Genomic DNA, 23417 nt, shown 5'->3' on the forward strand with positions numbered 1-23417 from the left:
CTTTAAAGAATTCCGCGCAAGCGCAACAAAAGTGCGGCCGTTGCGGCCAGGCCTATGACGGCGAAGATCGCCATCCCGGCAAGACCAGCCGTGGTTGCCGCGCCTGCAGCGCAGATCGCCAGGAGAATATCGAGCACCGCGACATGGCCTATGACGCGCAGCACCGGCCAGCCGGCGCGCCGGGCGATCTGATAGGCATGTTTCGAATGAGCGGCGAGGACATTCTCGCCGGCCACGAGCCGCATCACCAGCGTCGAGCCCGTCTCCAGCAGATAATAGAGCGGTAGCAGCAGGCCGGCGAGAAGCGCCGTCTCGCGCGCCACCATCAGGAACACGGCGCCTGCGAGGAGGCCGAGCGGCAGGCTGCCGGAATCGCCGAGGAATATCCGGGCAGGCGGCCTGTTGAAGAAGGCGAAGCCGAGGAGCGCGCCGCCGGTTGCCGCCGCGAGCGCGCCGCTTTGCGGGCCCGCCATGCCGAACACGGCAAGCAGCATGGCCGCAAGAAGCGGAATGCCGATGCCCGTCACGCTCATCAGGTCGAGCCCGTCCATGAAATTGGTCATGTTGATGAATGACAGAAGCGCGAACGCCATGAGCAATGCTTCCAGCCATTGCGGCAGAAGGTCTGGCAGCAGCCGGAAATCCGGGCCGAACCCATAGACGCAGAGACCGGCGGCGAGGATCTGCGCGCAAAGCCGCACGGCAACCGGAAGCGAAAGCCGGTCGTCTAAAAAGCCGGTCAACCAGAGAAGCGCCGCCGCAATCGAAACGCAGAGGAGAAAGCGTGCATCGAGGCCGGCCGCCGGCCCGAGCACCACCAGCACGCCGAGTGCCGCCGGAATAACCGCCAACCCGCCGATCTGGCGCGCTGGAGCCGTATGGTTGGAGCGCTCGTTTTGGGCGGCGGCCAGAAAGCCGGACGGCAGTGCTCTCGCCAAAGCCGCCAGAAGCAGCACGGCGGCTGCGGCGCTCGCCAGAAACGAAATGATCAAAACGGACGTGACGGGAAAGGACATGTTCAGAAAAGACATGGGGACCAGGCTCTCGCAGCATGAGAGAATGCCAGTAGCATTGGCCGTGTCGATGGAGCAAGTCCAGACGCGATCGGCCGCTGTCCGGACTTTTCGCAAAAACAAGCAATTACGGCATTTCGCGGAATCAAAGTCGGAGCAGCGCCGGCCGTTTCGCAGCCCTGTGGGAAATGCCTGTGGCAAGCGCCAAACTGTGAAAGACCTCCATTGCGCAAGGCTTCGCGAGCGGCTATAAGGCCGCCCGACCGCTCTGTCTTTTTCAGACATGCAACAGCGAGCGATGGGGCGTAGCCAAGTGGTAAGGCACCGGTTTTTGGTACCGGCAATCGCAGGTTCGAATCCTGCCGCCCCAGCCAAACTACGATTCAAATGCGCTCTTTCACCCCGGAGCGGGCTATGTCGGCCAATCCTCGTTGGGCCAGTCGCGTGATGTGTGGATCACGCGCAATATAGCGATGCACTCACGCCCCTCATTGGAGGCGATGGCGTAGGCGATGATATAAGGTAATTTGGGCGTACTCTTTTCGTAAGTTCCACTGACGCGACCAAGGCGACCGGTCGCCCTGGCAGCAAGACCTTGCACGACTTTTTCTATCTGGATGCCAACTCGTTCGGCGGCGGGCGGGTTGTCCTTGGCGATGTAACGTAGAATATCCAGAAAGTCTGCGCGCGCCTCGGGCGCCCAGATTACGGGGCGCATCAGTCTGCTGAGCTTATCGTGGTTTTTGCGTTCGCAATGATCTGCCGCGCTTCTCCCATTACTTCATCATGAGAAGCGACATTACCGGCTTTTACGTTGGCCAGCGCTTTCTCGATTCCCTCGACGATTTCAAGTTCGCGATCCACATAGGCAGAGACAGCCTCGGCGGCAAGAAAAGAGCGGCTGCGCCGTGTGCCAAGCGCAAGACGTTCAAGTTTGTCTTTTACGTCTGTGGAAACACGGATGGTCATGGTGGCGCTGGCGGACATGGCAAAATCCTCTTGAGGCGTTTGTGTACATTACAGCACTTCCGCGCACAAAGCCATACTTGAATTCGTCGGGAGCGCCATCACGCCGAAACCCGTTTAAACCTCTCCGCATCCACCATGAGCACTTTCATGTCCGCCGGAGGCGAGACGCAAAAAGTTCTAAATGCTTCCAGGAACCCCAGCCAGCGATCATGTCATCGTTCTCTCGGGAAGGGTATCGTAAAAACTTTTGCGAATGGGAAAAATCGCAACTGTAACACTTTGCAGCGCATAAAGTCGGAACATCGGCCTTCAGATTAACGCCCCATCTGTCTATGCCGATTCTTAATTCGCTTGCCCGAGACAAGACACTGCGGCCACCACCGTTGATAGTCCTGACTGATACAGCTATGTTATATCCCGATGGTTTTGGTGAGAGGGGGCTTTGATTAAATCTGTAATTATATTGCTAAGTTCAATGGTTGTGCTGGTGGCCTGTGTATCGTCGGAAAGACCTAAGCCTTCACTGATGCCAATATCTGCAACGACAGCTTACACTTCCGAGCAAGTTCATGCGATTTGTTATTCCGAGGGTCTCAATGTCCAAAGTGCGGTTCGGGCAAACCGTCCGACAAGTGTAGTCGTGAATACTTCGTCAGGTAGCGGCGGCTTTGCCGAAGGCTTCAATCGGAACTTCGACTCCGGTCCATCAGGTAGGAGGGAACGTGACGCGGCATATGCAGCATGCGCAGCGCGGCATGGATACGTTCTTCGTTGACGTAAACGCCAACACGATCAGCACCGCTTGAGAACTACAAGATTTCAACTCGGCATGGCTCCTTCATGTTGAATTGTCGGTCTGGCTTGCGCCTTGGCAGGCTTCGCAGCACGGATTTTACGGGAGATTATGATTTCTCTCCTGTGCACGCTTCGACCGGTTCAACTCGAGCATCGATTGCCACCGCGTATATCTCCAGCATTCATTCTCCAATTTGTTGAGATATCCGGAACTCCGCTGCAGGCCTGTTTCAATATTCCCTTGGGGATGAGAGCTGGGCTCAGACCAAACGCAGTTCAAACCGAGCAAGCCCATCCCCTGTGCAAAATCCAGTTCGGCTTTGACGTGCGGAGAGATTCTCCATAAACACCAATTACCAGAAATAAGCGGACTTGATTAAATGAATATATCGATGATCGGCACGGGCTATGTCGGCCTGGTCTCCGGGGTTTGTTTTGCGGAATTCGGGTTTCAGGTGAGTTGTGTCGATCTGAATGCCGGGCTGATCGCGCGGCTTTCGGCGGGCGAGGCGACGATCTTCGAGCCGGGGCTGGACGAACTGATGACGCGCAACATCCGCGATGGCCGGCTGTCGTTTACCACCGATCTCGCTGCGAGCGTGGCCGGGGCCGATGTGATCTTCATCGCGGTCGGCACGCCGTCGCGCCGCGGTGATGGCGAGGCGGATCTGCAATATATCGAGGCGGCGGCCGACGCGGTTGCGGCGGCGATGAAGCCCGGCGCTGTCATCGTCATCAAATCGACGGTGGTGGTCGGCACCAATGCACGCATCCGTGATCGTATCCGCGCCGCACGTCCCGGCGTGGAGTTCTCGATGGTGTCGAACCCGGAATTCCTGCGCGAGGGCTCGGCGATCGAGGATTTCATGCGGCCCGACCGCGTGGTGGTCGGCGTCGAGGACACGCGTGGGCGCGAGGCGATGCGCCGCGTCTACCGGCCGCTCTACCTGCGCGAGACGCCGATGGTGATGACGACGCTGGAGAATGCCGAGATCATCAAATATGCCGCCAATGCCTTCCTGGCGATGAAGGTCACCTTCATCAACCAGGTGGCGGACCTTTGCGAGAAGGCCGGCGGCAATGTCCAGGAGGTGGCCCACGCCATCGGCATGGACAAGCGCATCGGGGCGAAGTTCCTGCATGCGGGCCCCGGTTTCGGCGGCTCGTGTTTCCCCAAGGATACGCGCGCCTTCGCGGCGACGGGGCGGCGCTTCGATGCGCCGCAGACGTTGATCGAGGAAGTGGTGGCGGTCAACGAGACGCGCAAGCAGGCGATGGCCGCGCGCATTATCGAGGCGGCGCGCCAAAGCGACGCGGCCAGCGTGGCGGTGCTCGGCGTCGCCTTCAAGCCCAATACCGACGATATCCGCGAAGCGCCGGCGATCGATATCATCGCGGCGATCCAGAAGGCGGGGCTGACCGTGCGCGCCCATGATCCGGAAGCAATGGTGACGGCCAGGGCGGCGCTGCCCGGCGTCGTCTGGTGTAACTCGGCCTATGAGGCAGCGGAAGGCGCCGGCGTCACTGCGCTTTTGACCGAGTGGAACGCCTACCGCGCGCTGGATCTGAAGAAGATCGCCGGCCTCATGACCGGCAATGTGCTGATCGACCTGCGCAATGTCTACAAGGCCGAGGATATCGAGGGAACCGGCCTGGACTATAGATCGGTAGGCAACAGCAGCGCTTTTCCAAAGGCCGGGGAACACCACTGAGCCAGGACGGGCCGGCCGAAGGCGAGGCGGCGTTGCCGTAACAGGCTGAGGCGGCCGCAGGCAGCCGTAAAATAGCGACCAAGGGGGATACTGCACAAGCTCATCATACAGATCCCCTGCCTCAACGAGGAGGAGACGCTGGCCTGGGCGGAAATCGTGTCCGATAAGGGCACGAAGACCTGGAGCGGCTCACTTTCAGATGGAAACGCTGGCAGGACAGAGGGGGCGCCTCGCGATTCCATCAAAACAGGAACCGCCCTAAAGATGATCGCTGAATTATGCCCTTGCCCATAGTCTGCACGCCAGCGGACGCGATTGTCCGCCACCTGCATCACCCTGGAGTAACAATCCTGAGTTGAATCATCCGAAGGGATGCGGTCGTCCGGTTGTCTTTTCCAGGGAAAACGGCTAGACGGTGCTTTCTGATCGAATCCCGATATGAACTGCACTGGTTTTCGTGAAAATCGTTTACTTCCGACATTTCTCGAATCAATGATGTGACGATGAGTGGTTTGAAATTTGGTACAAGTGGCCTGCGGGGGCTTGTCACCGAGCTTGGCGATGACGTTTGCAGGGCCTACACGATTGCATTTCTGAAACATTTGCAAAGCCGGCATGCCGTGCCGGCCGACGGCCTTCTGCTTGTCGGCTATGATCTGCGCGCGAGCAGTCCGCGCATCGCGGCTGCCTGCATCGGTGCGGCCAAGGCTTTTGGCATGCGCGTCGAAAATTGCGGGCCGCTGCCGACGCCGGCTCTGGCCCTGCGCGCCTTGAGCTTGAAGGTTCCGGCGATCATGGTGACCGGGAGCCATATCCCCGCCGATCGCAATGGCTTGAAATTCTATCGTCCCGACGGCGAAATCGACAAATCCGACGAGGCGGGAATCCTGGCCTTTCTCGATCTTGAAAAGCCCGCGCCGTCCAAAAGCGGCGATGCTGCCCTGTCGGGCGATGCCTTGCGCCACTATGTCGAGCGCTGCTCGTCCTTGTTGGCGCCGGGTGCGCTTTCGGGCAAGCGGATCGGCGTCTACCAGCACAGTTCGGTCGCGCGCGACATCATGGTCGACATTCTGGCGAAAGCCGGCGCGGATGCCATCGGCGTCGGCCATTCCGATAGCTTCGTTCCGGTCGATACCGAGGCGCTTCGCCCCGAGGATATCGCCTTTGCCGAAAAGACCTGTCGTGAGCTCAAGCTGGACGCGCTCGTTTCAACCGATGGCGATGCCGACAGGCCATTGATATCAGATGAGAACGGCCATTTCCTGCGTGGCGACATGGTCGGGCTTTTGACGGCCCGCTTCCTCGATGCCGACGCCGTGGTGACGCCGGTGACATCCAACAGCTCGATCGAACATTGCGGATTTTTCGATTCCGTCTACCGGACCCGCGTCGGCTCGCCCTATGTCATCGAAGGCATGAACAGGGCAGGCGTCGATGGCCGCCGCTGCATCGTCGGCTTCGAGGCCAATGGCGGCGTTCTGCTCGGCACCTCGGTCGCCGTCGATAACCAGACGCTCGATGCCTTGCCGACGCGCGACGCCATGTTGCCGATCCTCAGCGTTCTTGGAATGGCGGCGAAAGAGGGGCTGTCATTGTCGCGGCTCGTCGACGGGCTGCCCGCGCGCTTTACCGGCAGCGGCCGGATAGAGCATGTGGCGGCCGATGAGAGCGCCGCCTTTCTGAAAAGCCTCGAGGATGCCGAAACCATGAAAGCATTCTTCGCCGATGCCGGGTCGGTTCGAGAAAGCGATCGCATCGATGGCACGCGCGTCGTGCTGTCGAGCGGCGAGCTCGTGCATTATCGCGCTTCCGGCAATGCGCCTGAATTGCGCTGCTATACGGAGGCCGCTTCCAGGGAGCGTGCCGCCGAACTGCTGGCATGGGGGCTGGAGCGCGCAAGACGCGCATTGGGCGACAAGGAGTTCTCTCGATAATGAAGATCGTACCGGTGATCATGAGTGGAGGGGCGGGCGCCCGTCTGTGGCCCGTTTCGCGGGAAAAGCATCCCAAGCCCTTCATCAGGCTGGCGGATGGAAAGAGCCTTTTGCAGCACGCATATCTGCGTGCCGCGGCGCTGCCGGATGTCGAGCAGATATTGACGATCACCAATCGTGAACTCTTCTTCAAGACCGAGGACGAATACCGCGAACTGGATGTTCCCGGGCTCGAATGCACCTATCTGCTGGAGCCGATGGGGCGCGATACGGCGGCCGCGACCGCCATTGCCGCGTTGCATGTGCAGCAGGTCTATGGCGACGATGCGATCATCACTCTCTTCCCCGCCGATCACATGATCCGCGACCTGGAGGCTTTTCGCGCGGCGGCGATCAAGGCGATCACCCTGGCGCAGGCCGGGCGGCTGGTGACATTCGGGATCGCACCGGAATATCCGGAAACCGGCTATGGCTATATCGAGGCAAATGGCGAGGATGTCGTCCGCTTCGTTGAAAAGCCCGATCTGGCGCGCGCCAAGGAATATATCGCATCAGGGCATTTCTACTGGAATTCGGGCATGTTCTGCTTTTCCGCCGGCACCATGGCGAAACTGATGGAAGAGCATTGTCCTGATATTCTGGAACAGTGCCGCAGGAGCCTTCTTGCCGCGCAGCAGTCGCCGGTGGCAAGCGGCACGCAGGTCGAGCTGGACCGCGATACCTTTGCGCAGGTGCCGAAAAAATCGATCGATTATGCGGTGCTGGAAAAAGCCGCCAATGTCGCGGTCGTCGGCTGCAATATCGGTTGGAGCGATATCGGTTCGTGGAATGCCCTGGCCGAGTTGACGGATCCCGATGATCACGGCAACCGGATCAACGGCGATACGGTGCTTTTCGGGGCCGAGAACTGTTATGTCCAAAGCTCCGACCGTCTCGTCGGCGCGGTGGGCGTGAAGGATCTGATCATCGTCGATTCGGCGGATGCGGTGCTCGTCGCGCACAAGGACCAGGCGCAGAACGTCAAGCAACTCTTCTCGCAGCTGAAGGACAATGGCCACGAAGCGCACAGCCTGCACAGAACCGTGCACCGGCCCTGGGGCACCTATACGGTTCTCGAGGAGGGTGAGCGGTTCAAGATCAAGCGCATCGAGGTCAAGCCGGGGGCAAGCCTCAGCCTTCAGATGCATCATCACCGCTCCGAGCATTGGGTCGTCGTCAGCGGCACGGCGAAAGTGGTGAATGGCGATCGTGAACTCATCCTGGCAACCAATGAATCCACATATATTCCTTGTGGAAACAAACATCGCCTTGAAAATCCCGGAATCATGCGCCTTGTGATGATCGAGGTTCAAAGTGGGGACTATCTGGGTGAAGACGATATCGTGCGTTTCGAGGATGATTACGGACGCAACTGACGGTCATCGCTTGAGCGATGGCGACCAATGAATTTGAGCGGGCAATAGACGCCTGTTGTCGCAGAATAATGGTTTTTGGAGACGGGATTTGACCAAAAAGGCATTGGTGACGGGCATTACGGGGCAGGATGGTGCTTATCTCGCGGAATTGCTTCTCGATAAAGGATACGAGGTCCACGGCCTTGCCCGCCGCTCCAGCACATCAGACGTCAATCTGACCCGCCTGGAGTGGCTCGGCATCGAACGTGATGTCAGGATCGTCGATGGCGATCTCCTGGACCTCTCGGGCCTTCTCCGGACGATGCGCGATATTGCCCCTGATGAGGTTTACAATCTCGCGGCGCAGTCTTTCGTGAAATCCTCCTGGCAGCAGCCGATCCTGACGGGGCAGGTCACCGGCATCGGCGTCGCCAATGTTCTGGAAGCCGTGCGCCTGCAAAAGCCCGATGCACGCTTTTACCAGGCATCGTCATCGGAGATGTACGGGCTTATCCAGGAACCGATGCAATCCGAAACGACGCCTTTCTACCCGCGCTCGCCCTATGCGGTAGCCAAGCTTTACGGTCACTGGCTTACCGTCAACTATCGCGAGAGCTTTGGTTTGCACGCATCCAGCGGTATTCTGTTCAACCATGAATCGCCGCTGCGCGGGATTGAGTTCGTCACCCGCAAGGTGACCGACGGCGTGGCCCGCATCAAGCTTGGCCAGGCGAAGGAGCTTCGCCTCGGCAATATCGATGCCAAGCGCGATTGGGGCCATTCGAAGGACTATGTCCGGGCGATGTGGTTGATGGTGCAGCAGGACGAGGCGGACGATTATGTGGTCGCAACGGGACGCACCACGACCGTTCGCGAGATGTGCCGGCTTGCTTTTGAGCATGTCGGGCTCAATATCGATGATCATCTGGTCATCGATGCCGAGCTTTTCCGGCCCGCCGAGGTGGAAGTGCTTCTCGGCAACCCGCAAAAAGCCAGGGAGAAATTCGGCTGGGAGCCGAAAATCTCGCTTGAGGACATGATTGTCGAAATGGTCGAGGCGGATCTGAAACGGCTTGAAAAATGAGCTTCAGCGCCGGAATGTCCGGCAATGGTGTCTTGAATGGTGCTTGAAAACCGCATTCTCATAACCGGCGCGAACGGCTTTGTCGGAACCTGGCTGCAGCGCGAGCTGGCAGCAAGGACGCCTGCCGGCGGACTATCCGTCTTTCCCGTCGGGTACGGAAGCGCGACCGGCCGGCGAATGGATATCACCGATTATCACGAGATAGCCGAGCTCATCCGGGAAACCAGGCCGACCGCGATCATTCATCTGGCGGCGGTGGCGGCCCCCAACGATGCCCGCAGGGCCTATCGGCGGGCCTGGGATATCAATGTGACGGGCACGCTGAACGTCGCCCAGGCGGTGATGGAGATCGCGCCCCATGCCCGCTTCATCTTTGCGGGAAGCTCCGATGCCTATGGAGAATCGTTCATCGAGGCGGGAGGCGAACCCGTTACCGAAAAGGCTGCCCTCAAGCCGCTGAGCGTCTATGGTGCAACCAAGGCTGCCGCGGATATTCTTGTGGGGCAATTGGCGAGCGAAGGCCTGAAGTCGATCCGTTTCAGGCCGTTCAATCACACGGGGCCGGGGCAGTCGGACGCTTATGTTGTACCGGCCTTCGCCAGGCAGGTCGCGGAAATCTCCGCGAGCTTGAAATCGCCGCTGCTTGAAGTGGGCAATCTCCTGGCGCAACGTGATTTCATGGACGTCCGCGACGTGGTTCGCGCCTATGCCGACGCAGCACTTGCCGATGTCCCCGACGCCTTCGGCCGCGCGTTCAATCTGGCATCCGGCAAACCTCGCCAGATACACGCCATTCTCGATGCTCTGGTCCAGATGTCCGGCCTGAAGATCGATATCCGCGTCGATCCGGAGCGTTTGCGCGGCAGCGAAGTGGCGGTTGCGACCGGAGATGCCGGCGCTGCCCTCGATGTCTTCGGCTGGAAGCCGGAAATCGCCTTCGAAACCACTTTGGCCGATGTTCTGGACGATTGGAAGCAACGCGTAGAGGCAGACCAACGCGCTGGAACAAGGCAACGCGCAGGGTCGGCATCATAATAATTCACACGGCAGGAAACGTCTCGGCCCGTGTTTTCACGGAAGGCAATTATTATGCTGCGTAGCATATGGCGCTATCGCCATTTTATCCTGACATCGATCCGCGGCGATCTCCGCGGACGCTTTGCGCGCTCGCGTCTCGGCGCATTCTGGTTCATCCTGCACCCGCTGGCGCAGGCCCTCATATTTTCGATCGTGCTGGCCGAAGTCATGCAGGCCCGCATGCCGAATATCGACAGTCAGGCGGCCTATCCGATCTATCTCCTTTCCGGGATGGCGGCGTGGGGCCTGTTCAGCGAGATTTTGAACAGGAGCATCGGGATTTTCATCGAGCAGGCGTCTGCGATGAAGAAGATCTCGTTTCCAAGGCTCTGTTTGCCGGTTATCATATGGGGCAGCGCGCTCATCAACCATGTGCTGCTTCTCGCCGCAATTGCGGTCATCTTCCTGTTCTTCGGTCATTATCCGGGTCTGGCATGGTTCTATCTCATCCCCGGAATGCTGCTGATTTCGATCATGGCCTTCGGGATAGGTGTGTTTTTGGGCGTTCTGAACGTCTTTGCGCGGGACGTGGCGCAGTTCATGACGGTTTTCATGCAGCTCTGGTTCTGGTTCACCCCGATCGTCTATCTCAAATCGGTGGTCCCTGAAAAATTCCGCTCTCTCATCGGGCTCAATCCGCTGACGCCGCTGGTCAATCTCTACCAGGATGCGCTTCTTCTCAACCAGGCGCCGTCCTGGTCCAGCCTGTGGCCGGCGATCGTCGTCAGCGGCGTTGCCGTGACCCTGTCCTTCCTGGTTTTCCGCCGCGCCAGCCCCGAACTCGTGGATGCGCTTTGATGTCGGTCATCCTTGACGTCTCCAACATAAGCAAACGCTACGCGGCATACCGCAGCAATCTGCAGCGCTTTGCCAACTGGTTCGGCGCCTCGATCCAGCCTGAAAGCGAGTTCTGGGCCAACCGCGACATTTCCTTTCAGGTCAGGCAGGGCGAAGCACTGGCGCTGATCGGGCAGAACGGCGCGGGAAAGAGCACGCTTCTCAAGATCATCACCGGCACCGTCCGCCCGACGAGCGGTTTCGTGACCGTGGCCGGACGCATCAGCGCCATCCTCGAACTGGGGCTGGGCTTCAATCCCGAATTCACCGGCCGCCAGAACGTCTACCAGGCCGGCGGCCTGATGGGGTTTTCTCAGGCGGAATTGACGGAACTGATGCCAATGATCGAGGATTTTGCCGAAATCGGCGCGTTCTTCGATCAGCCGACAAGGGTTTATTCAAGCGGCATGCAGGCACGTCTCGCCTTCGCGCTGGCGACGGCAAAACGCCCTGATGTCCTGATTGTCGACGAGGTCCTTTCCGTCGGTGACAGCTATTTCCAGCACAAGAGCTTCGACCGGATCAGGCAGTTCAAACAGGAGGGAACGTCGATCATCCTGGTCACGCACAGCCTGGGCGATGTGCGTGCGCTTTGCGACCGCGTGATCCTGCTCGACAAGGGAACCGTCATGAAAGACGGTGCACCCGACGAGGTGGTGGACTATTATAATGCGATGATCGCCGAGCGCGAAAACGCCAAGATGACCGTCGAGCAGAAGCGCAATCAGAACGGCTGGCTGCACACGCGATCGGGCACGTATGATGCCTATATCGGCAAAATTGAACTCTTGGATGCTAAATCCCGTTCACAGATAAACACCGCCACTGTTGGCCAGAAATTGATAATGCACGTCGAAGTTCACCTTAAAAAGCCGATACCGAAGCTGGTTCTCGGCTTAATGCTGCGTGATCGAAGTGGTCACGTCATCTGGGGCACGAATACGTGGCATACGCGCCAAATGGTGATGAACGGCAAAAGCAATGAGGCAATCAGCTATGATATTGCGTTTGCATGCAACCTTGGACCGGGCTCCTTCAGCTTTTCGACATCACTATCTGCATCCGATACGCACCTGGATCAAAATTATGAATGGCAGGATAATGTGATTGTTTTCGATGTTGTAAATACGAGCTTGCCGACTTTCATCGGAACGACATTTTTGGGCGCGGAGTTTCAGATTACACGATGAGTGGCAAAAGGACGTCTTTTGATAAGCAATATCGAGCATTTGAAGACCGCTTTCGCGGTTCCAGAGAAAGCGTACGCCACCGCTTGTCTGTTTATCTTCCGCTATTGGAGACACTCGAGCGCAGTCACCCAAACGCCCGAAAGGCGCTAGATCTCGGTTCCGGTCGTGGGGAGTGGCTCGGGCTCATCATGGAGAAGGGCTGGGAAGGAATCGGCGTTGATCCAAGCGCCGGTATGGCAAATTCTGCTCTTGAAGCTGGCATTCAAACAGTTGCGGAAGATGCGTTGACATTTCTAAAAAAGCAGGACGACCAATCATTTGGTTTGGTGACGGCTTTTCATATCGTGGAGCATTTGGAGACAGTCTATCTTCTAGACGTCATTAACGAAATTCAGCGTGTTCTGATTCCAGGTGGAGTCTTGATAATTGAAACGCCGAATCCTGAAAATCTAACGGTTGGAACCTGGTCTTTTTATATGGATCCAACCCATGTTAAGCCTATCCCGCCGCTTTTGTTACAGTTTCATGTTCAAACATCGGGAATAGAGAATGCGCATGTAATACGATTAAACCATGATGCTTCCGTAGATAATATGCGGCCGTTGGAAACGGTCATATATACATTGTTCAATGTAGGAATGGATTATGCTCTGCTGGGGCAAAAGAATCTGGAAGTGGAAAATATAAGTAGTGGGGGTCTGGAGAGATTTGTTGCTCTAAATGCACAGCATAGTCCGGCGGATTTGGAATATTTAATCGGTCAAATTCGTCTTTTTGAATCGGAGATAGATGATATCGTCCAATTGCGGGTTGGCGAAAAGGCACATTTGGCGGTAAGAGAAACTAATGATAGATTGGATGCATTAAGCAATGAATTAAACCACACAAAAAGAATTCTTGAATCTATATATAATAGCAAATCATGGAAGATATCTAAAGTTTTACAGAATATTTACCGATCTATTCCTTTTGTAGATAATGTTAACGGGCTATCTCACGCATTAATAAATAGATCTCATTCGGTTTTCGGGAATTTTTCACCTGCAAGGCGTCTTGCATCGGCTATATTGACGCCATTCCCACGTTTAAAATTCCGAATTATCAATTCGATACACAAAACTAACGGAGGTCCACTTGATATATATACCAATAAAAGAGGTGGATTTCACTACAAATCCTACGGCCATGAGGATTATAAAGTATTAAATCGGAATTTTTCTGAGACGGATGTTACTATATTGGGTCATTTTAGTGGGTCATATAGTCTGTCTTATATAAATAGATGCTTAGCATTGGCGCTGGCTGAGATTTCTGGAATGAACGTGCGTATCATACCGCATCACGGAAAGCCGGAAAACTCCATTATCGCACCATCCGACTCATCGACTAAAAGATTGAAAACCTTGATGGAGGCGAACGATCGCCAGCGTGTAGAGAAAATCAGTATAATCCATCATTATCCCGTTTTGGATCGTGACGTTACCGCGGGCAATCAGTTTATTCTCTTCTTTTGGGAAGAGTCTTTTATTCCAAATGATATTATGTCCAAGCTGGAGAAATATGATATTATTATAGCTCCATCCAGATTTGTCCGCAAAGTTTTAGAGGATAACGGCTGTCGCACGCCAGTTATTGTATTGCCTGTCCCGTTAGGCGAGGTTTATCCTTCGGACGTTAAAGTACCTAAGGAAAAATGTAAGAAAATTACGCTTTTACATGTATCATCTTGTTTCCCGCGGAAGGGCGTAGACGTTCTTTTGTGTGGATTTAATGAGTTGGCAAGGGATGACGAAGACATACAGTTGGTTATAAAGACATTTTACAATATACATAATGATATATTCAGCGTTATTGATAGATATGTAGATAAGGATATTAGAAGTAGAATAAATGTCGTATTTGATGAATATTCAACTGATGAAATGAAAGAACTTTATGACAGCTGCGATGCCGTCGTTCTGCCGTCGCGGGGTGAGGGGCTTAATCTGCCGGCTATCGAGGCTGGCATACGAAAGATTCCTGTGATCGCCACGAGCTATGGAGGGCAATTGGATTTCCTCAACGATGCGAACAGTTGGCTCATTCCATATTCTTATGGTGAGGCCCAATCGCATTTTTCCAGCGCTTATTCCTATTGGGCTCAACCGGATCTGGAAAGTTTTGTTGCTATCGTTCGTGAGGTCGTAGGGAGCATCAGGCGTGACGGTGAAGACCTCAACCGAAAAGCTGATGCGCTGTTCGACACTATAAACAGAACATACCTGTCAGGAGATTCGGCTGTTCGATTTATTTCATCTCTCGATGCCGCTTCCGGATATGAAAAGGAGCTTTCCGAGGGTGGTGTAACATTCGTTTCGACGTGGGCGGAAGCATGTGGAATTTCTGAATACACCGCAAAATTAGCCCGTGAGCTGAGAGGGCAGCATATAAACATAAATATACTTTCACCCACTTACGAAGTCGGCGATGACGTTAATTCTAATTATAAAAAGGTGAACGGCTTTGATGTTCTAAAGGGCTGGAAGAAGAATGTTGCTATGCGGCCATTTTCCTCCTCTCATATGAAATTTATGAAGGAGATTGTTTGGTTTCAACACCATTTTTCCTGGTATGAACTTGATGATGCATTCCTTAGAAATATCGAGCTTATAAAGAGTAGCGGGAGAATAGTTATTATAACCCTGCATACGACTGATGTTGTCGCCCGTTTTAGAGGGGAACGGATAGAATCATTAGTGAGATCTCTTGAGTTATTCGATCGCATTATTGTTCATAATATAAATGATCTGAACAATCTTGGTTTTGCTGGAGTTACGGATAATGTTACATTGATTCAGCAAGGGGTTTCTGAATCATATATAGATAAGGTTTCAGAGGAATTTAGTTATATCATTGGGTCATTTGGATTTTTGCTTCCTCACAAGAACGTATTAGCGATTATCGACGCATTTTCGGAGTTTATTGATAATACTGGTGATGGAGATAAGTACCGTCTGCGTCTTATGAATGCAGTACGCGGAGATGAGATTTCAAGAATGGAATACAAAGAGTGTCTTAGGAGTATTGAGAAGAAGAATATTGGCAGGCAAGTTGAATTCATTACGGAGTTTCTTTCGGAAGAAGAAGTTAAGTCATCTCTATCCGAATGCGATATTGTGATTCTTCCTTATTTGGAGAATATGGAATCATCGAGTGCGGCTGTTAGAACTTCGTTGGAAGCATGTCCTTTTGTGGCTACGTCTCCCGCGCGGCTTTTTGAAGAGGTGCGAGATATAACGATACCGCTCGGGAGCTTCGCAGCCGATGCCGTAAAACGTGTTCTCTTTGATTTCTATGTTAACCGCGATGAGGCGCATCTTCGGGACGTTTCTCACCGGCGTCGTCAATGGATATCCGATAACAGCTGGAGAGCCATCGCAAAAAGGGTCGGCGGTCTCATTACGGCGTTGCGGCATAAAAGAGCTCTGTCTGATCATTTGAGAACGAATGAAAATCGGCATCGACGCTCGTAATCTCGTTCCTGAACGAACGGGTATCGGCCGTTATCTCTTCGAGATGTGCCGGCATCTTGCGTCGAGGGGTGACGAGCTTTTCCTCTACCTACCGGAGAAGCCAATTTCAGCCTTGCCGCAATGGCCGGGAACGGCTGTTCGCATCGGTAATTATCCAGGAGGCGTCATGCGGATGATCTGGGGGCAGACGGCGTTGCCGCGCTTGGCTTCAAAGGACGAGGTCGATGTCTTCTGGGGCCCGGCGCACCGTCTGCCGCGGTTTCTCGATCCGAATATTCCCCGGGTGGTCACCATTCACGATCTCGTCTGGGTTCATGCCGCCGAGACGATGCGGCTCCGGACCTGGCTCGCGGAGCGCGTTCTGATGAAGCCCGCATTGGAAAGCGCGGATCGGATCGTTGCGGATTCCGGTGCGACCGCTGATGCTTTGAAGATGCTTTTTCCCCGCTGCGCCGGCAAGACGAGCATTATCTATCCCGGCTTGAGCGCGATCGGGCAGGGGGCTTCGAAAGATGTGCTGAAGGAACATCATATCGACCGTTCCTATGTGCTTTTTGTCGGTACGCACGAGCCGCGCAAAAACCTGCCGAACCTGCTCGAGGCCTATGCACGCCTGCCCGAAGAGATCAGGCGGAAGCTTCTCCTGGTCATCGCCGGCGGGCAGGGCTGGCGTCTCGGCGACCTCAGACAGCATATAGCGCGGCTCGGCATCGAACCTTTCGTTCGCCTGACTGGATATGTCTCGGACGACGAACTGGCGGGGCTTTATGCAAATGCACGGTTTCTGGCTATGCCTTCGTTTTACGAAGGGTTCGGCTTTCCCATCATCGAGGCGAATGCCGCCGGGATCCCCGTATTGACCTCCAATTCCTCATCCATGCCCGAAGTGGCCGGCGACGCCGCTCTGCTGGTCGATCCGGCCGATGTGCAATCGATGGCTGGCGGCCTGGCGCGACTGGCGGGGGATGATGCTCTCTATGAAAAACTGTCGGCAAAGGCGCGGGCGAATGCCGCGCGCTTCAGCTGGGAGAAGAGCGCCGATGAATTGCTGGCGGTTTTTCATGAAGCCATAGAACTCAGGGCGTCCTGAGATGCGGGTTCTGCATTTCTTCAAGACGTATTGGCCAGACACGTTCGGCGGCGTCGAGCGGACGATACATGCCATCGCCAAGGGCACCGCTGCACATGGCGTGGAAACCGAGGTGCTTTCGCTAAGCCGTCACCCCGGGGAAAACACCGTCGAGTTCGACGGCCACCGGGCCTATAAGGCGCGGCTCGATTTTGAGATGGCCTCGACCGGCTTTTCGCTGGAGGCCTTTAGCCGTTTTGCCGAATTGGGAAGCCAGGCCGACATCATCCACTATCATTTTCCCTGGCCCTTCATGGATATCGTCCATTTTGCCACGCGGTTGGACAAGCCGTCGATCGTCACCTACCATTCCGATATCGTAAAACAGCGACTGCTCATGTTGGGCTACAAGCCGCTCATGAACCGTTTCTTGAACAACGTCGACAGGATCGTCGTCACCTCGCCCAACTATCTGGAGTCGAGCGAGCATCTCCAGGATTTCAGGCCGAAAACCGCGATCGTGCCGATCGGGCTCGATCGGGCGGCCTATCCGTCTGTTCGGGAGGATATCAAAGCCGGATGGCGGGCCCGCCTGCCGGAAAAGTTCTTCCTGTTCGTCGGCGTGCTGCGATATTACAAGGGCGTCCATATTCTGCTGGAAGCCGCGAGGATGACCGGCTTTCCCGTGGTCATCGTCGGCGCGGGGCCGACGGAGCAGGATTTGCGCAAGCAGGCCGAGCGCCTGAATTTGCACAATGTCCATTTTCTGGGTGCTTTGCCCGATGAGGACAAGGTCGCATTGCTCGATCTGTGCTATGCGGCCGTCTTTCCATCGCATCTGCGTTCGGAGGCCTTCGGCCTTTCCCTCGTCGAAGCGTCGATGTTCGCAAAGCCGATGATCTCCTGCGAGATCGGCACGGGAACGAGCTTCGTCAATGCCGACCGCGAGACCGGCCTGGTCGTGCGGCCCGCCGATCCGTCCGCCCTCGCAACGGCCATGCAACTGCTCTGGAACGATCCTCGCCAGGTCCAGCGCATGGGATCGGCCGCGCTCAAGCGTTATGAGAAAAACTTCACCATGAAAAAGATGTCCGCAGCCTATGCGGAAATCTATGCCGAGCTGACCGCAGGACCGGTGAGGAAGAAACAGCGCTAAGCGGTCGCCGGGCGGCAACCGGAGATTGACATCGATCCTGCGCTGGTCTCCAATCCGACAATCGGAGAGAAAACGCAGGAGGACACTATGCCGGTTCGCGCAGCTTTGGGACTGATCGGTTTCCTTGCGGTTTCAGTTGCGGGTGGGATGCTCGCAGGCCATTCTCCCGCGTTGGCTGCGCAAAGCACCAGGCAGGTCGTCACCACTCAGGATTCGGATTATTTCGGATCGGATTTGCGCACCGAGCAGAATGTCTCGCTCCAGCAATGCGAGGCGGCTTGTGTCGGCGACAATGCCTGCCGCGCCTTCACCTACAACGTCAAGGCCAAATGGTGTTTCCTCAAATCCGATTTCAAGACGCTCAACCCGTCGCCCGGCGCGATAGCCGGAAAGGTGGTCGACGTGGCGGCGGGGCCGGATATCGGTGCACCCCCGGCGCTCGTCTTCCTCCCGGCGTCCGTCACCGATGATGCGCGCCAATATAAGCAAAAAATATCGGCCCTCGCGCAGCCGGATGTTGGAAATCAGGCCGGTGCGCCGCTCCCGCAAGCCACGCTTCCCGGCGGTGCCGCGGGCGGCCCGCTCGACGGGCCTATTACCGCTCTGTCCCAGACCCCTGAAAGCGAAATCCTGTGGCTGGAGCTCGCGCGCGCTGCACTGTCCGCCAAGCCTGCTCCCGGAGAAAGCTCAGCCGCTTATTCACGGGCCGCGACCTCGGCGGCGCTCAACGCTTATCAGCTTTCGCGCACGGCGGATGTGCGGGCCGAGGCGCTCGCCACGCTCGCCGCCGGTCTGGAAAAGCGGGCGCTCTATCGTCCGGCGCTCGATGCTTACAGGGCAAGCCTGGCGCTTGACCCTTCGCCGCCGGTAGCGGCTGCCTATGACGATCTCAAGGCCCGGCAGGGCTTCCGCGTGGTCGACAACACCATCGATTCCGACAATCAGACGCCACGCATATGCGTGCAGCTTTCCGAGCAGCTGGTGAAGGCGGGTGTCGATTACGCCCAGTTCGTCACGGTCGATGGCGCTGCCCCCAAGGCGATCGACGCCAAGGATCGGGAAATCTGCATCGAGGGGCTGGAGCATGGCAAGCGCTACAATGTGACCTTGCGCACCGGACTTCCCGATGCGATCGGCGACATGCTGGAAAAGCCTGTCGTGCTCAACCTCTATATACGCGACCGCACGCCGTCTGCCCGGTTCACCGGCGAGAATTTCGTGCTGCCGGCAACGGCGCGCCGCGGCATTCCGCTGGTGACGGTCAACACATCAGCTGCCGCGCTCAAGCTCTACCGCGTCAACGATCGCTCGCTGACCGAGGTGATGACCGGATCTCAGTTCCTGACACAGCTTGATGAATATACGGCGGCCAACATCAATCAGAACTTCGGTGAGCTGGTGTGGGAAGGCAAGCTCGACATCAAGCCCGAGCGCAACAAGGATGTGGTGACGAGCTTCCCCGTCGATGAAGCATTGCCTGAGCGCAAGCCCGGCGTCTATGTGTTGACGGCGATCCCCGACGGCGCGCCGGATAGCTCCGGCGCGCGCGCCACCCAGTGGTTCGTCGTCTCCGATATCGGTCTCGCCACCTATGCAGGCGAAGACGGGCTCAATGTCTTTGTCCGTTCGCTGGCAAGCGCAAAACCGCTCGCAGGCATGCAATTGCAGCTCCTGGCCCGCAACAACGAAATTCTGGGTACTGCGACGACCGATGCCGATGGGCGCGCCACATTCACCGCCGGCCTGACGCGCGGCAGCGCCGGTCTGGCGCCTGCCGTCCTGACCGCCAAAGGCGGCGATAGCGATTATGTCTTCCTCGACATGACGCGCGCCGGTTTTGATCTTTCCGACCGTGGCGTCACCGGAAGGCCGGTTCCCGGCCCGATCGATGTCATGACCTGGACGGAGCGCGGCATCTACCGGGCGGGCGAAACCGTGCACGCGGCAGCCCTAGCCCGCGATCACATGGCGATAGCGGTGGAAAACCTGCCGCTGACTTTTGTCTTTTATCGGCCCGATGGCGTCGAAGACAGGCGCATGGTGAGCGGCGGTTCGGCGCTCGGCGGCCATGTGGCCGAACTGCCTTTGCCTCAAAATGCCATGCGCGGAACATGGCAGATGCGCGTCTTCACCGACCCGAAGGCTGCCTCGATCGCCGACAAATCCTTTCTGGTGGAAGATTTCGTGCCGGATCGCATCACCTTCGATCTCTCCAGCGATACGAAGGAGATCGTCATCGGCAAGCCGGCGCGGGTCAATGTCGATGGCCGCTATCTCTATGGCGCTCCCGCTGCCGGGCTGACGCTGGAAGGAGAGGTGCATCTGAAAACCGTGCGCGAGCGCGACGGTTATCCCGGATATGTCTTCGGTCTTGCCGATGAAGAGGCAAGCAATGACAGCCGTATCGATCTTGGAAGCCTTCCCGTCCTCGATGATCAGGGCAAGGCGTCTTTCGACGTGAATATCGACGAAACGCCTTCCACCACGCGCCCGCTCTCGGCGGATGTCGTCGTGCGCATGCGCGAGAGCGGCGGCCGCGCCGTCGAGCGCTCGCTTTCGCTCCCCATCGCCCCTGATGGTCCGGCGATCGGCATCAGGCCGGAATTTTCCGGTAATCAGGTGGCGGAAAATTCGACGGCGGCTTTCAAGGTGATCGCCGTCGATCCCTCGGGCAAGCGCCAGGGCCTTGGCGATGTGAGCTGGTCGCTCATCAAGGTCGAGCAGAACTACCAATGGTATCGCAATGGCGATGCCTGGAATTACGAGCCTGTGACCTATACGAAGAAGGTCGCCGACGGAAAGCTCATGCTGACCGCCGATGGCGAGGCCGATATCTCGATTCCTGTCGCATGGGGACGCTACCGGCTGGAGGTCGAGACCGCCGATACGTCTGGTCCGGCAACGAGCGTCGAATTCAATGCCGGATGGTATGTCGAGGCCCGTTCGACGGAAACGCCCGATGGTCTGGAGATCGCGCTCGACAAGGAAAGCTACGCCGCCGGCGATGTGGCGAAACTGCAGATTTCGCCGCGTTTTGCCGGCGAGGTTCTGGTTACCGTCGGCGCCGATCGTCTGCAACTGGTCAAGACGCAGAGCGTGCCGGAAGAGGGCGCGACCATCGAGATCCCCGTGAGTGCCGATTGGGGTGCGGGCGCCTATGTGACGGCGGCTCTGTACCGCCCGGGCGACGCGCAGCAAAGCCGCATGCCGATGCGCGCCATCGGCATCAAATGGCTGAAGGTCGATCCGGGCAGCCGAAAGCTCGCGGTGGCGCTCGACCTGCCTGAGAAGACCGAGCCGCGCCGGCCGCTGAATATCCCCGTGCAGGTCGCAGGGCTTGGCGCTGACGACACGGCCTATGTCACCGTTGCCGCCGTCGATGTAGGCATTCTCAACCTGACGAAATATCAGACGCCTGATCCCGATGGCTGGTATTTCGGCCAGCGCCAGCTCGGGCTCGAAATCCGCGATCTCTATGGACGGCTGATCGACGGCTCGCTCGGTGTGATGGGACGTATCCGCACCGGCGGTGACGGCGCGCAGATGACCACCGAGGGAAGCGCGCCGACGGAGAAGCTGGTCGCCTTCTTCTCCGGCCCCGTCAAGCTCGATGCCGAAGGCAAGGCCAATGTCAGTTTCGACATTCCGCAGTTCAACGGCACTGTCCGTGTGATGAGCGTCGCCTGGACCAAGAGCGGCGTCGGGCATGCCGAGCGTGACGTGATCATCCGCGACCCCGTAGTGGTGACCGCCAGCCTGCCGGAGTTTCTGGCGCCCGGCGACCGTTCCCAACTGCGCCTCGATATCGCCAATACGGATGGTCCGGCAGGCGATTATATGCTCGGCCTCGACACTAAGGGACCGGTTGCGGTCGACCGGGCGAATACGCCCCAAAGCGTGCAGCTTGCTGCCGGCGGCAGGACGAGCCTGATCGTGCCGCTGACGGCGAATGCGCCGGGCGATGGCCGCCTGTCGGTGCGGCTCACCCATGCCGATGGCGTCAGCATCGAGCAGGCGCTGAACCTTCCGGTCCGCCCCTCGGTCCTGCCGGTGACCACGCGGCGCGAGGCGACGCTTGCGGCAAATGGCGGAAGCATCACCATCGATCGCGAGCTCCTGGCGGCAAGCCTGCTGCAGGGCGCCTCGGTCGGCGTCGGCGTGTCGCGCACGTCAGGCTTCGATGTTCCGGCACTTCTCATGGCGCTCGACCGTTACCCCTATGGCTGCGCCGAGCAGACCGCAAGCCGCGCCCTGCCGCTGCTTTACTTGAGCGAATTGTCGGCCAGTTCGGGCGTTGCCGAAGACCCTGACGTGCGAAAGCGCGTGCAGAAGGCGATCTACAGCGTTCTCGCCTATCAGTCGTCTACCGGCAGTTTCGGCCTGTGGAGCCCCGGTTCCGGCGATCTCTGGCTCGATGCCTATGTCACGGATTTTCTGACGCGGGCACGCGAGCAGAAATATACCGTGCCTGATGAAGCCATGGGCCAGGCGCTGGATAATCTGCAGAATGCCCTGTCCTACAATACCGATGTGAAGGGCCAGGGCAGCGATATCGCTTATGCGCTCTATGTGCTGGCGCGCAACCGTCGCGCCAATGTCGGCGATCTGCGCTATTATTCGGAAACGCAGCTCAATGATTTCCGCTCGCCCCTGGCCCGCGCGCAACTCGCCGCCGGGCTGTCGCTCTATGGCGATGCCCAGCGTGCGCAGAGCACATTCGCCTCCGCCTATGAGCTGGCGCGGACGGCGCCTGCCAATCCCGCCCGCAGCGATTACGGATCGGCATTGCGTGATGGCGCGGCGATGCTGACGCTCGCGGCGGAAAGCAGGCCGGTGCCGTCGCTGGTGCCGCAGATGGTCAATCTGGTCTCCTCCTTCCGCAAACAGACGACCTATCTCAGCACCCAGGACGATGCCTGGATGCTGCTGGCGGCCCGTGCGCTCCGGCAGGACAACGACAATATCGCGCTCGACGTCAACGGAACGGCGCACACCGGAAACTTTGCCGAAATGCTGAGCGGGCAGGAGGTGATCGACGCCCCGCTGACCATCGCCAATCGTGGTGACAGCCCGATCGAGGCGGTGGTGACGACGATTGCGGCGCCCGTGCAGCCGCTTCCCGCCGGCGGCGATGGTTTTGCCATCGACCGGCGCTATTACGCGCTCGACGGCAAGGAGGCCAATGTGATGGAGGCGCAGCAGAACCAGCGTTTCGTCGTCGTCCTGAAAGTCACCGAGGACAATGCCTGGCCTTCGCGCGTGCTGGTCACCGACCTGCTTCCGGCCGGCTTCGAGATCGACAATCCGAGTTTGGTGAGCAGCGCCGATCTGAAGAATTTCGAATGGCTCGGCCGGACCGAGACAGCCCATAGCGAGTTCCGTTACGACCGTTTCGTCGCGGCATTCAACCGCGATCCATCGAGCCCGCGTGAATTCACCGTGGCCTATGTGGTGCGCGCCGTGACGCCCGGCGTCTACGCCCATCCGGCGGCAAGCGTCGAGGACATGTACCGCCCGCAGCTTTCGGCACGTACGGCAACGGGGATGATGGAGGTGAAGACAGCACAGCCATGAGAACCGCTGAACACCCCCCTCTGCCCTGCCGGGCATCTCCCCCTCAAGGGGGGAGATTAGCTGACATAAATCATGCCGCCATTCTTCAACGTTTGCGATTG

The 23417-nt window shown here is 57.6% G+C and carries 14 protein-coding genes and 1 tRNA gene; 12 read left to right on the forward strand and 3 right to left on the reverse strand.

Features of this window, described 5'->3' with window-relative positions; all coding sequences use genetic code 11:
• Positions 1 to 2: 2 nt before the first annotated feature.
• Entirely contained in the window at positions 3 to 1031 is a 1029-nt protein-coding gene (locus C5748_RS00920; RefSeq protein WP_245428707.1) for an MraY family glycosyltransferase, read from the reverse strand.
• A 281-nt stretch (positions 1032 to 1312) separates the two neighbouring features.
• Between C5748_RS00920 and C5748_RS00930 the strand changes: the two genes are divergently transcribed.
• Positions 1313 to 1387: transfer RNA gene (locus C5748_RS00930), tRNA-Gln, on the forward strand.
• Between the two features lie 38 nt (positions 1388 to 1425).
• Here the strand turns inward: C5748_RS00930 and C5748_RS00935 are convergent.
• The gene (locus C5748_RS00935) at positions 1426 to 1731 is read right to left on the reverse strand and encodes a type II toxin-antitoxin system RelE/ParE family toxin (protein ID WP_105740051.1); all 306 of its coding nucleotides are present in this window, start codon (positions 1729 to 1731) and stop codon (positions 1426 to 1428) included.
• Complete coding sequence (locus C5748_RS00940) at positions 1731 to 2000, reverse strand: CopG family ribbon-helix-helix protein (RefSeq protein ID WP_105740052.1); 270 nt, start codon at positions 1998 to 2000, stop codon at positions 1731 to 1733. The genes C5748_RS00935 and C5748_RS00940 overlap by 1 nt, the downstream gene beginning before the upstream one ends.
• 1157 nt (positions 2001 to 3157) lie before the next feature.
• On the opposite strand from C5748_RS00940, the gene C5748_RS00945 reads away from it, so the two are divergent.
• The 11 genes from C5748_RS00945 (at position 3158) to C5748_RS00995 (ending at position 23316) form a co-directional block, all read left to right on the forward strand.
• Positions 3158 to 4489, forward strand: coding sequence for a UDP-glucose dehydrogenase family protein (locus C5748_RS00945; protein WP_105740053.1), 1332 nt, complete (start codon positions 3158 to 3160; stop codon positions 4487 to 4489).
• A gap of 503 nt (positions 4490 to 4992) precedes the next feature.
• Entirely contained in the window at positions 4993 to 6423 is a 1431-nt protein-coding gene (locus C5748_RS00950; RefSeq protein ID WP_105740286.1) for a phosphomannomutase, read from the forward strand.
• Positions 6423 to 7838: a mannose-1-phosphate guanylyltransferase/mannose-6-phosphate isomerase gene (locus C5748_RS00955; protein WP_105740054.1), complete on the forward strand. Its 1416-nt coding sequence runs from the start codon at positions 6423 to 6425 to the stop codon at positions 7836 to 7838. The genes C5748_RS00950 and C5748_RS00955 overlap by 1 nt, the downstream gene beginning before the upstream one ends.
• 88 nt (positions 7839 to 7926) lie before the next feature.
• On the forward strand, positions 7927 to 8901 hold the full coding sequence (gene gmd / locus C5748_RS00960) for a GDP-mannose 4,6-dehydratase (RefSeq protein ID WP_105740055.1): 975 nt from the start codon (positions 7927 to 7929) through the stop codon (positions 8899 to 8901).
• A 36-nt stretch (positions 8902 to 8937) separates the two neighbouring features.
• Entirely contained in the window at positions 8938 to 9936 is a 999-nt protein-coding gene (locus C5748_RS00965; protein ID WP_105740056.1) for a GDP-mannose 4,6-dehydratase, read from the forward strand.
• Between the two features lie 54 nt (positions 9937 to 9990).
• Positions 9991 to 10776: an ABC transporter permease gene (locus tag C5748_RS00970; protein WP_105740057.1), complete on the forward strand. Its 786-nt coding sequence runs from the start codon at positions 9991 to 9993 to the stop codon at positions 10774 to 10776.
• Positions 10686 to 12005, forward strand: a complete 1320-nt coding sequence (locus C5748_RS00975) for an ABC transporter ATP-binding protein (RefSeq protein WP_245428709.1) — start codon at positions 10686 to 10688, stop codon at positions 12003 to 12005. The genes C5748_RS00970 and C5748_RS00975 overlap by 91 nt, the downstream gene beginning before the upstream one ends.
• The gene (locus C5748_RS00980; RefSeq protein WP_105740059.1) at positions 12002 to 15517 is read left to right on the forward strand and encodes a glycosyltransferase; all 3516 of its coding nucleotides are present in this window, start codon (positions 12002 to 12004) and stop codon (positions 15515 to 15517) included. Before C5748_RS00975 ends, C5748_RS00980 begins: the two co-directional genes overlap by 4 nt.
• Positions 15492 to 16607 (forward strand): glycosyltransferase family 4 protein, encoded by a 1116-nt coding sequence (locus C5748_RS00985; protein WP_105740060.1) that lies wholly within the window; start codon positions 15492 to 15494, stop codon positions 16605 to 16607. Before C5748_RS00980 ends, C5748_RS00985 begins: the two co-directional genes overlap by 26 nt.
• Position 16608: 1 nt before the next feature.
• On the forward strand, positions 16609 to 17742 hold the full coding sequence (locus C5748_RS00990) for a glycosyltransferase family 4 protein (RefSeq protein WP_105740061.1): 1134 nt from the start codon (positions 16609 to 16611) through the stop codon (positions 17740 to 17742).
• Positions 17743 to 17829: 87 nt separating this feature from the next.
• Positions 17830 to 23316: an alpha-2-macroglobulin family protein gene (locus tag C5748_RS00995; RefSeq protein WP_105740062.1), complete on the forward strand. Its 5487-nt coding sequence runs from the start codon at positions 17830 to 17832 to the stop codon at positions 23314 to 23316.
• The last annotated feature ends 101 nt before the right edge of the window (positions 23317 to 23417 follow it).

Source organism: Phyllobacterium phragmitis, assembly GCF_002980495.1.
Classification (GTDB): Bacteria; Pseudomonadota; Alphaproteobacteria; order Rhizobiales; family Rhizobiaceae; genus Paramesorhizobium; species Paramesorhizobium phragmitis.

Bases quoted from the DNA above. Each gene is read 5' to 3' on its own strand.
- C5748_RS00920 (WP_245428707.1), bottom strand. From the start codon at position 1,031: ATGTCTTTTCTGAACATGTCCTTTCCCGTCACGTCCGTTTTGATCATT.
- C5748_RS00935 (WP_105740051.1), bottom strand. From the start codon at position 1,731: ATGCGCCCCGTAATCTGGGCGCCCGAGGCGCGCGCAGACTTTCTGGAT.
- C5748_RS00940 (WP_105740052.1), bottom strand. From the start codon at position 2,000: ATGTCCGCCAGCGCCACCATGACCATCCGTGTTTCCACAGACGTAAAA.
- C5748_RS00945 (WP_105740053.1), top strand. From the start codon at position 3,158: ATGAATATATCGATGATCGGCACGGGCTATGTCGGCCTGGTCTCCGGG.
- C5748_RS00950 (WP_105740286.1), top strand. From the start codon at position 4,993: ATGAGTGGTTTGAAATTTGGTACAAGTGGCCTGCGGGGGCTTGTCACC.
- C5748_RS00955 (WP_105740054.1), top strand. From the start codon at position 6,423: ATGAAGATCGTACCGGTGATCATGAGTGGAGGGGCGGGCGCCCGTCTG.
- C5748_RS00965 (WP_105740056.1), top strand. From the start codon at position 8,938: ATGGTGCTTGAAAACCGCATTCTCATAACCGGCGCGAACGGCTTTGTC.
- C5748_RS00970 (WP_105740057.1), top strand. From the start codon at position 9,991: ATGCTGCGTAGCATATGGCGCTATCGCCATTTTATCCTGACATCGATC.
- C5748_RS00980 (WP_105740059.1), top strand. From the start codon at position 12,002: ATGAGTGGCAAAAGGACGTCTTTTGATAAGCAATATCGAGCATTTGAA.
- C5748_RS00985 (WP_105740060.1), top strand. From the start codon at position 15,492: ATGAAAATCGGCATCGACGCTCGTAATCTCGTTCCTGAACGAACGGGT.
- C5748_RS00990 (WP_105740061.1), top strand. From the start codon at position 16,609: ATGCGGGTTCTGCATTTCTTCAAGACGTATTGGCCAGACACGTTCGGC.
- C5748_RS00995 (WP_105740062.1), top strand. From the start codon at position 17,830: ATGCCGGTTCGCGCAGCTTTGGGACTGATCGGTTTCCTTGCGGTTTCA.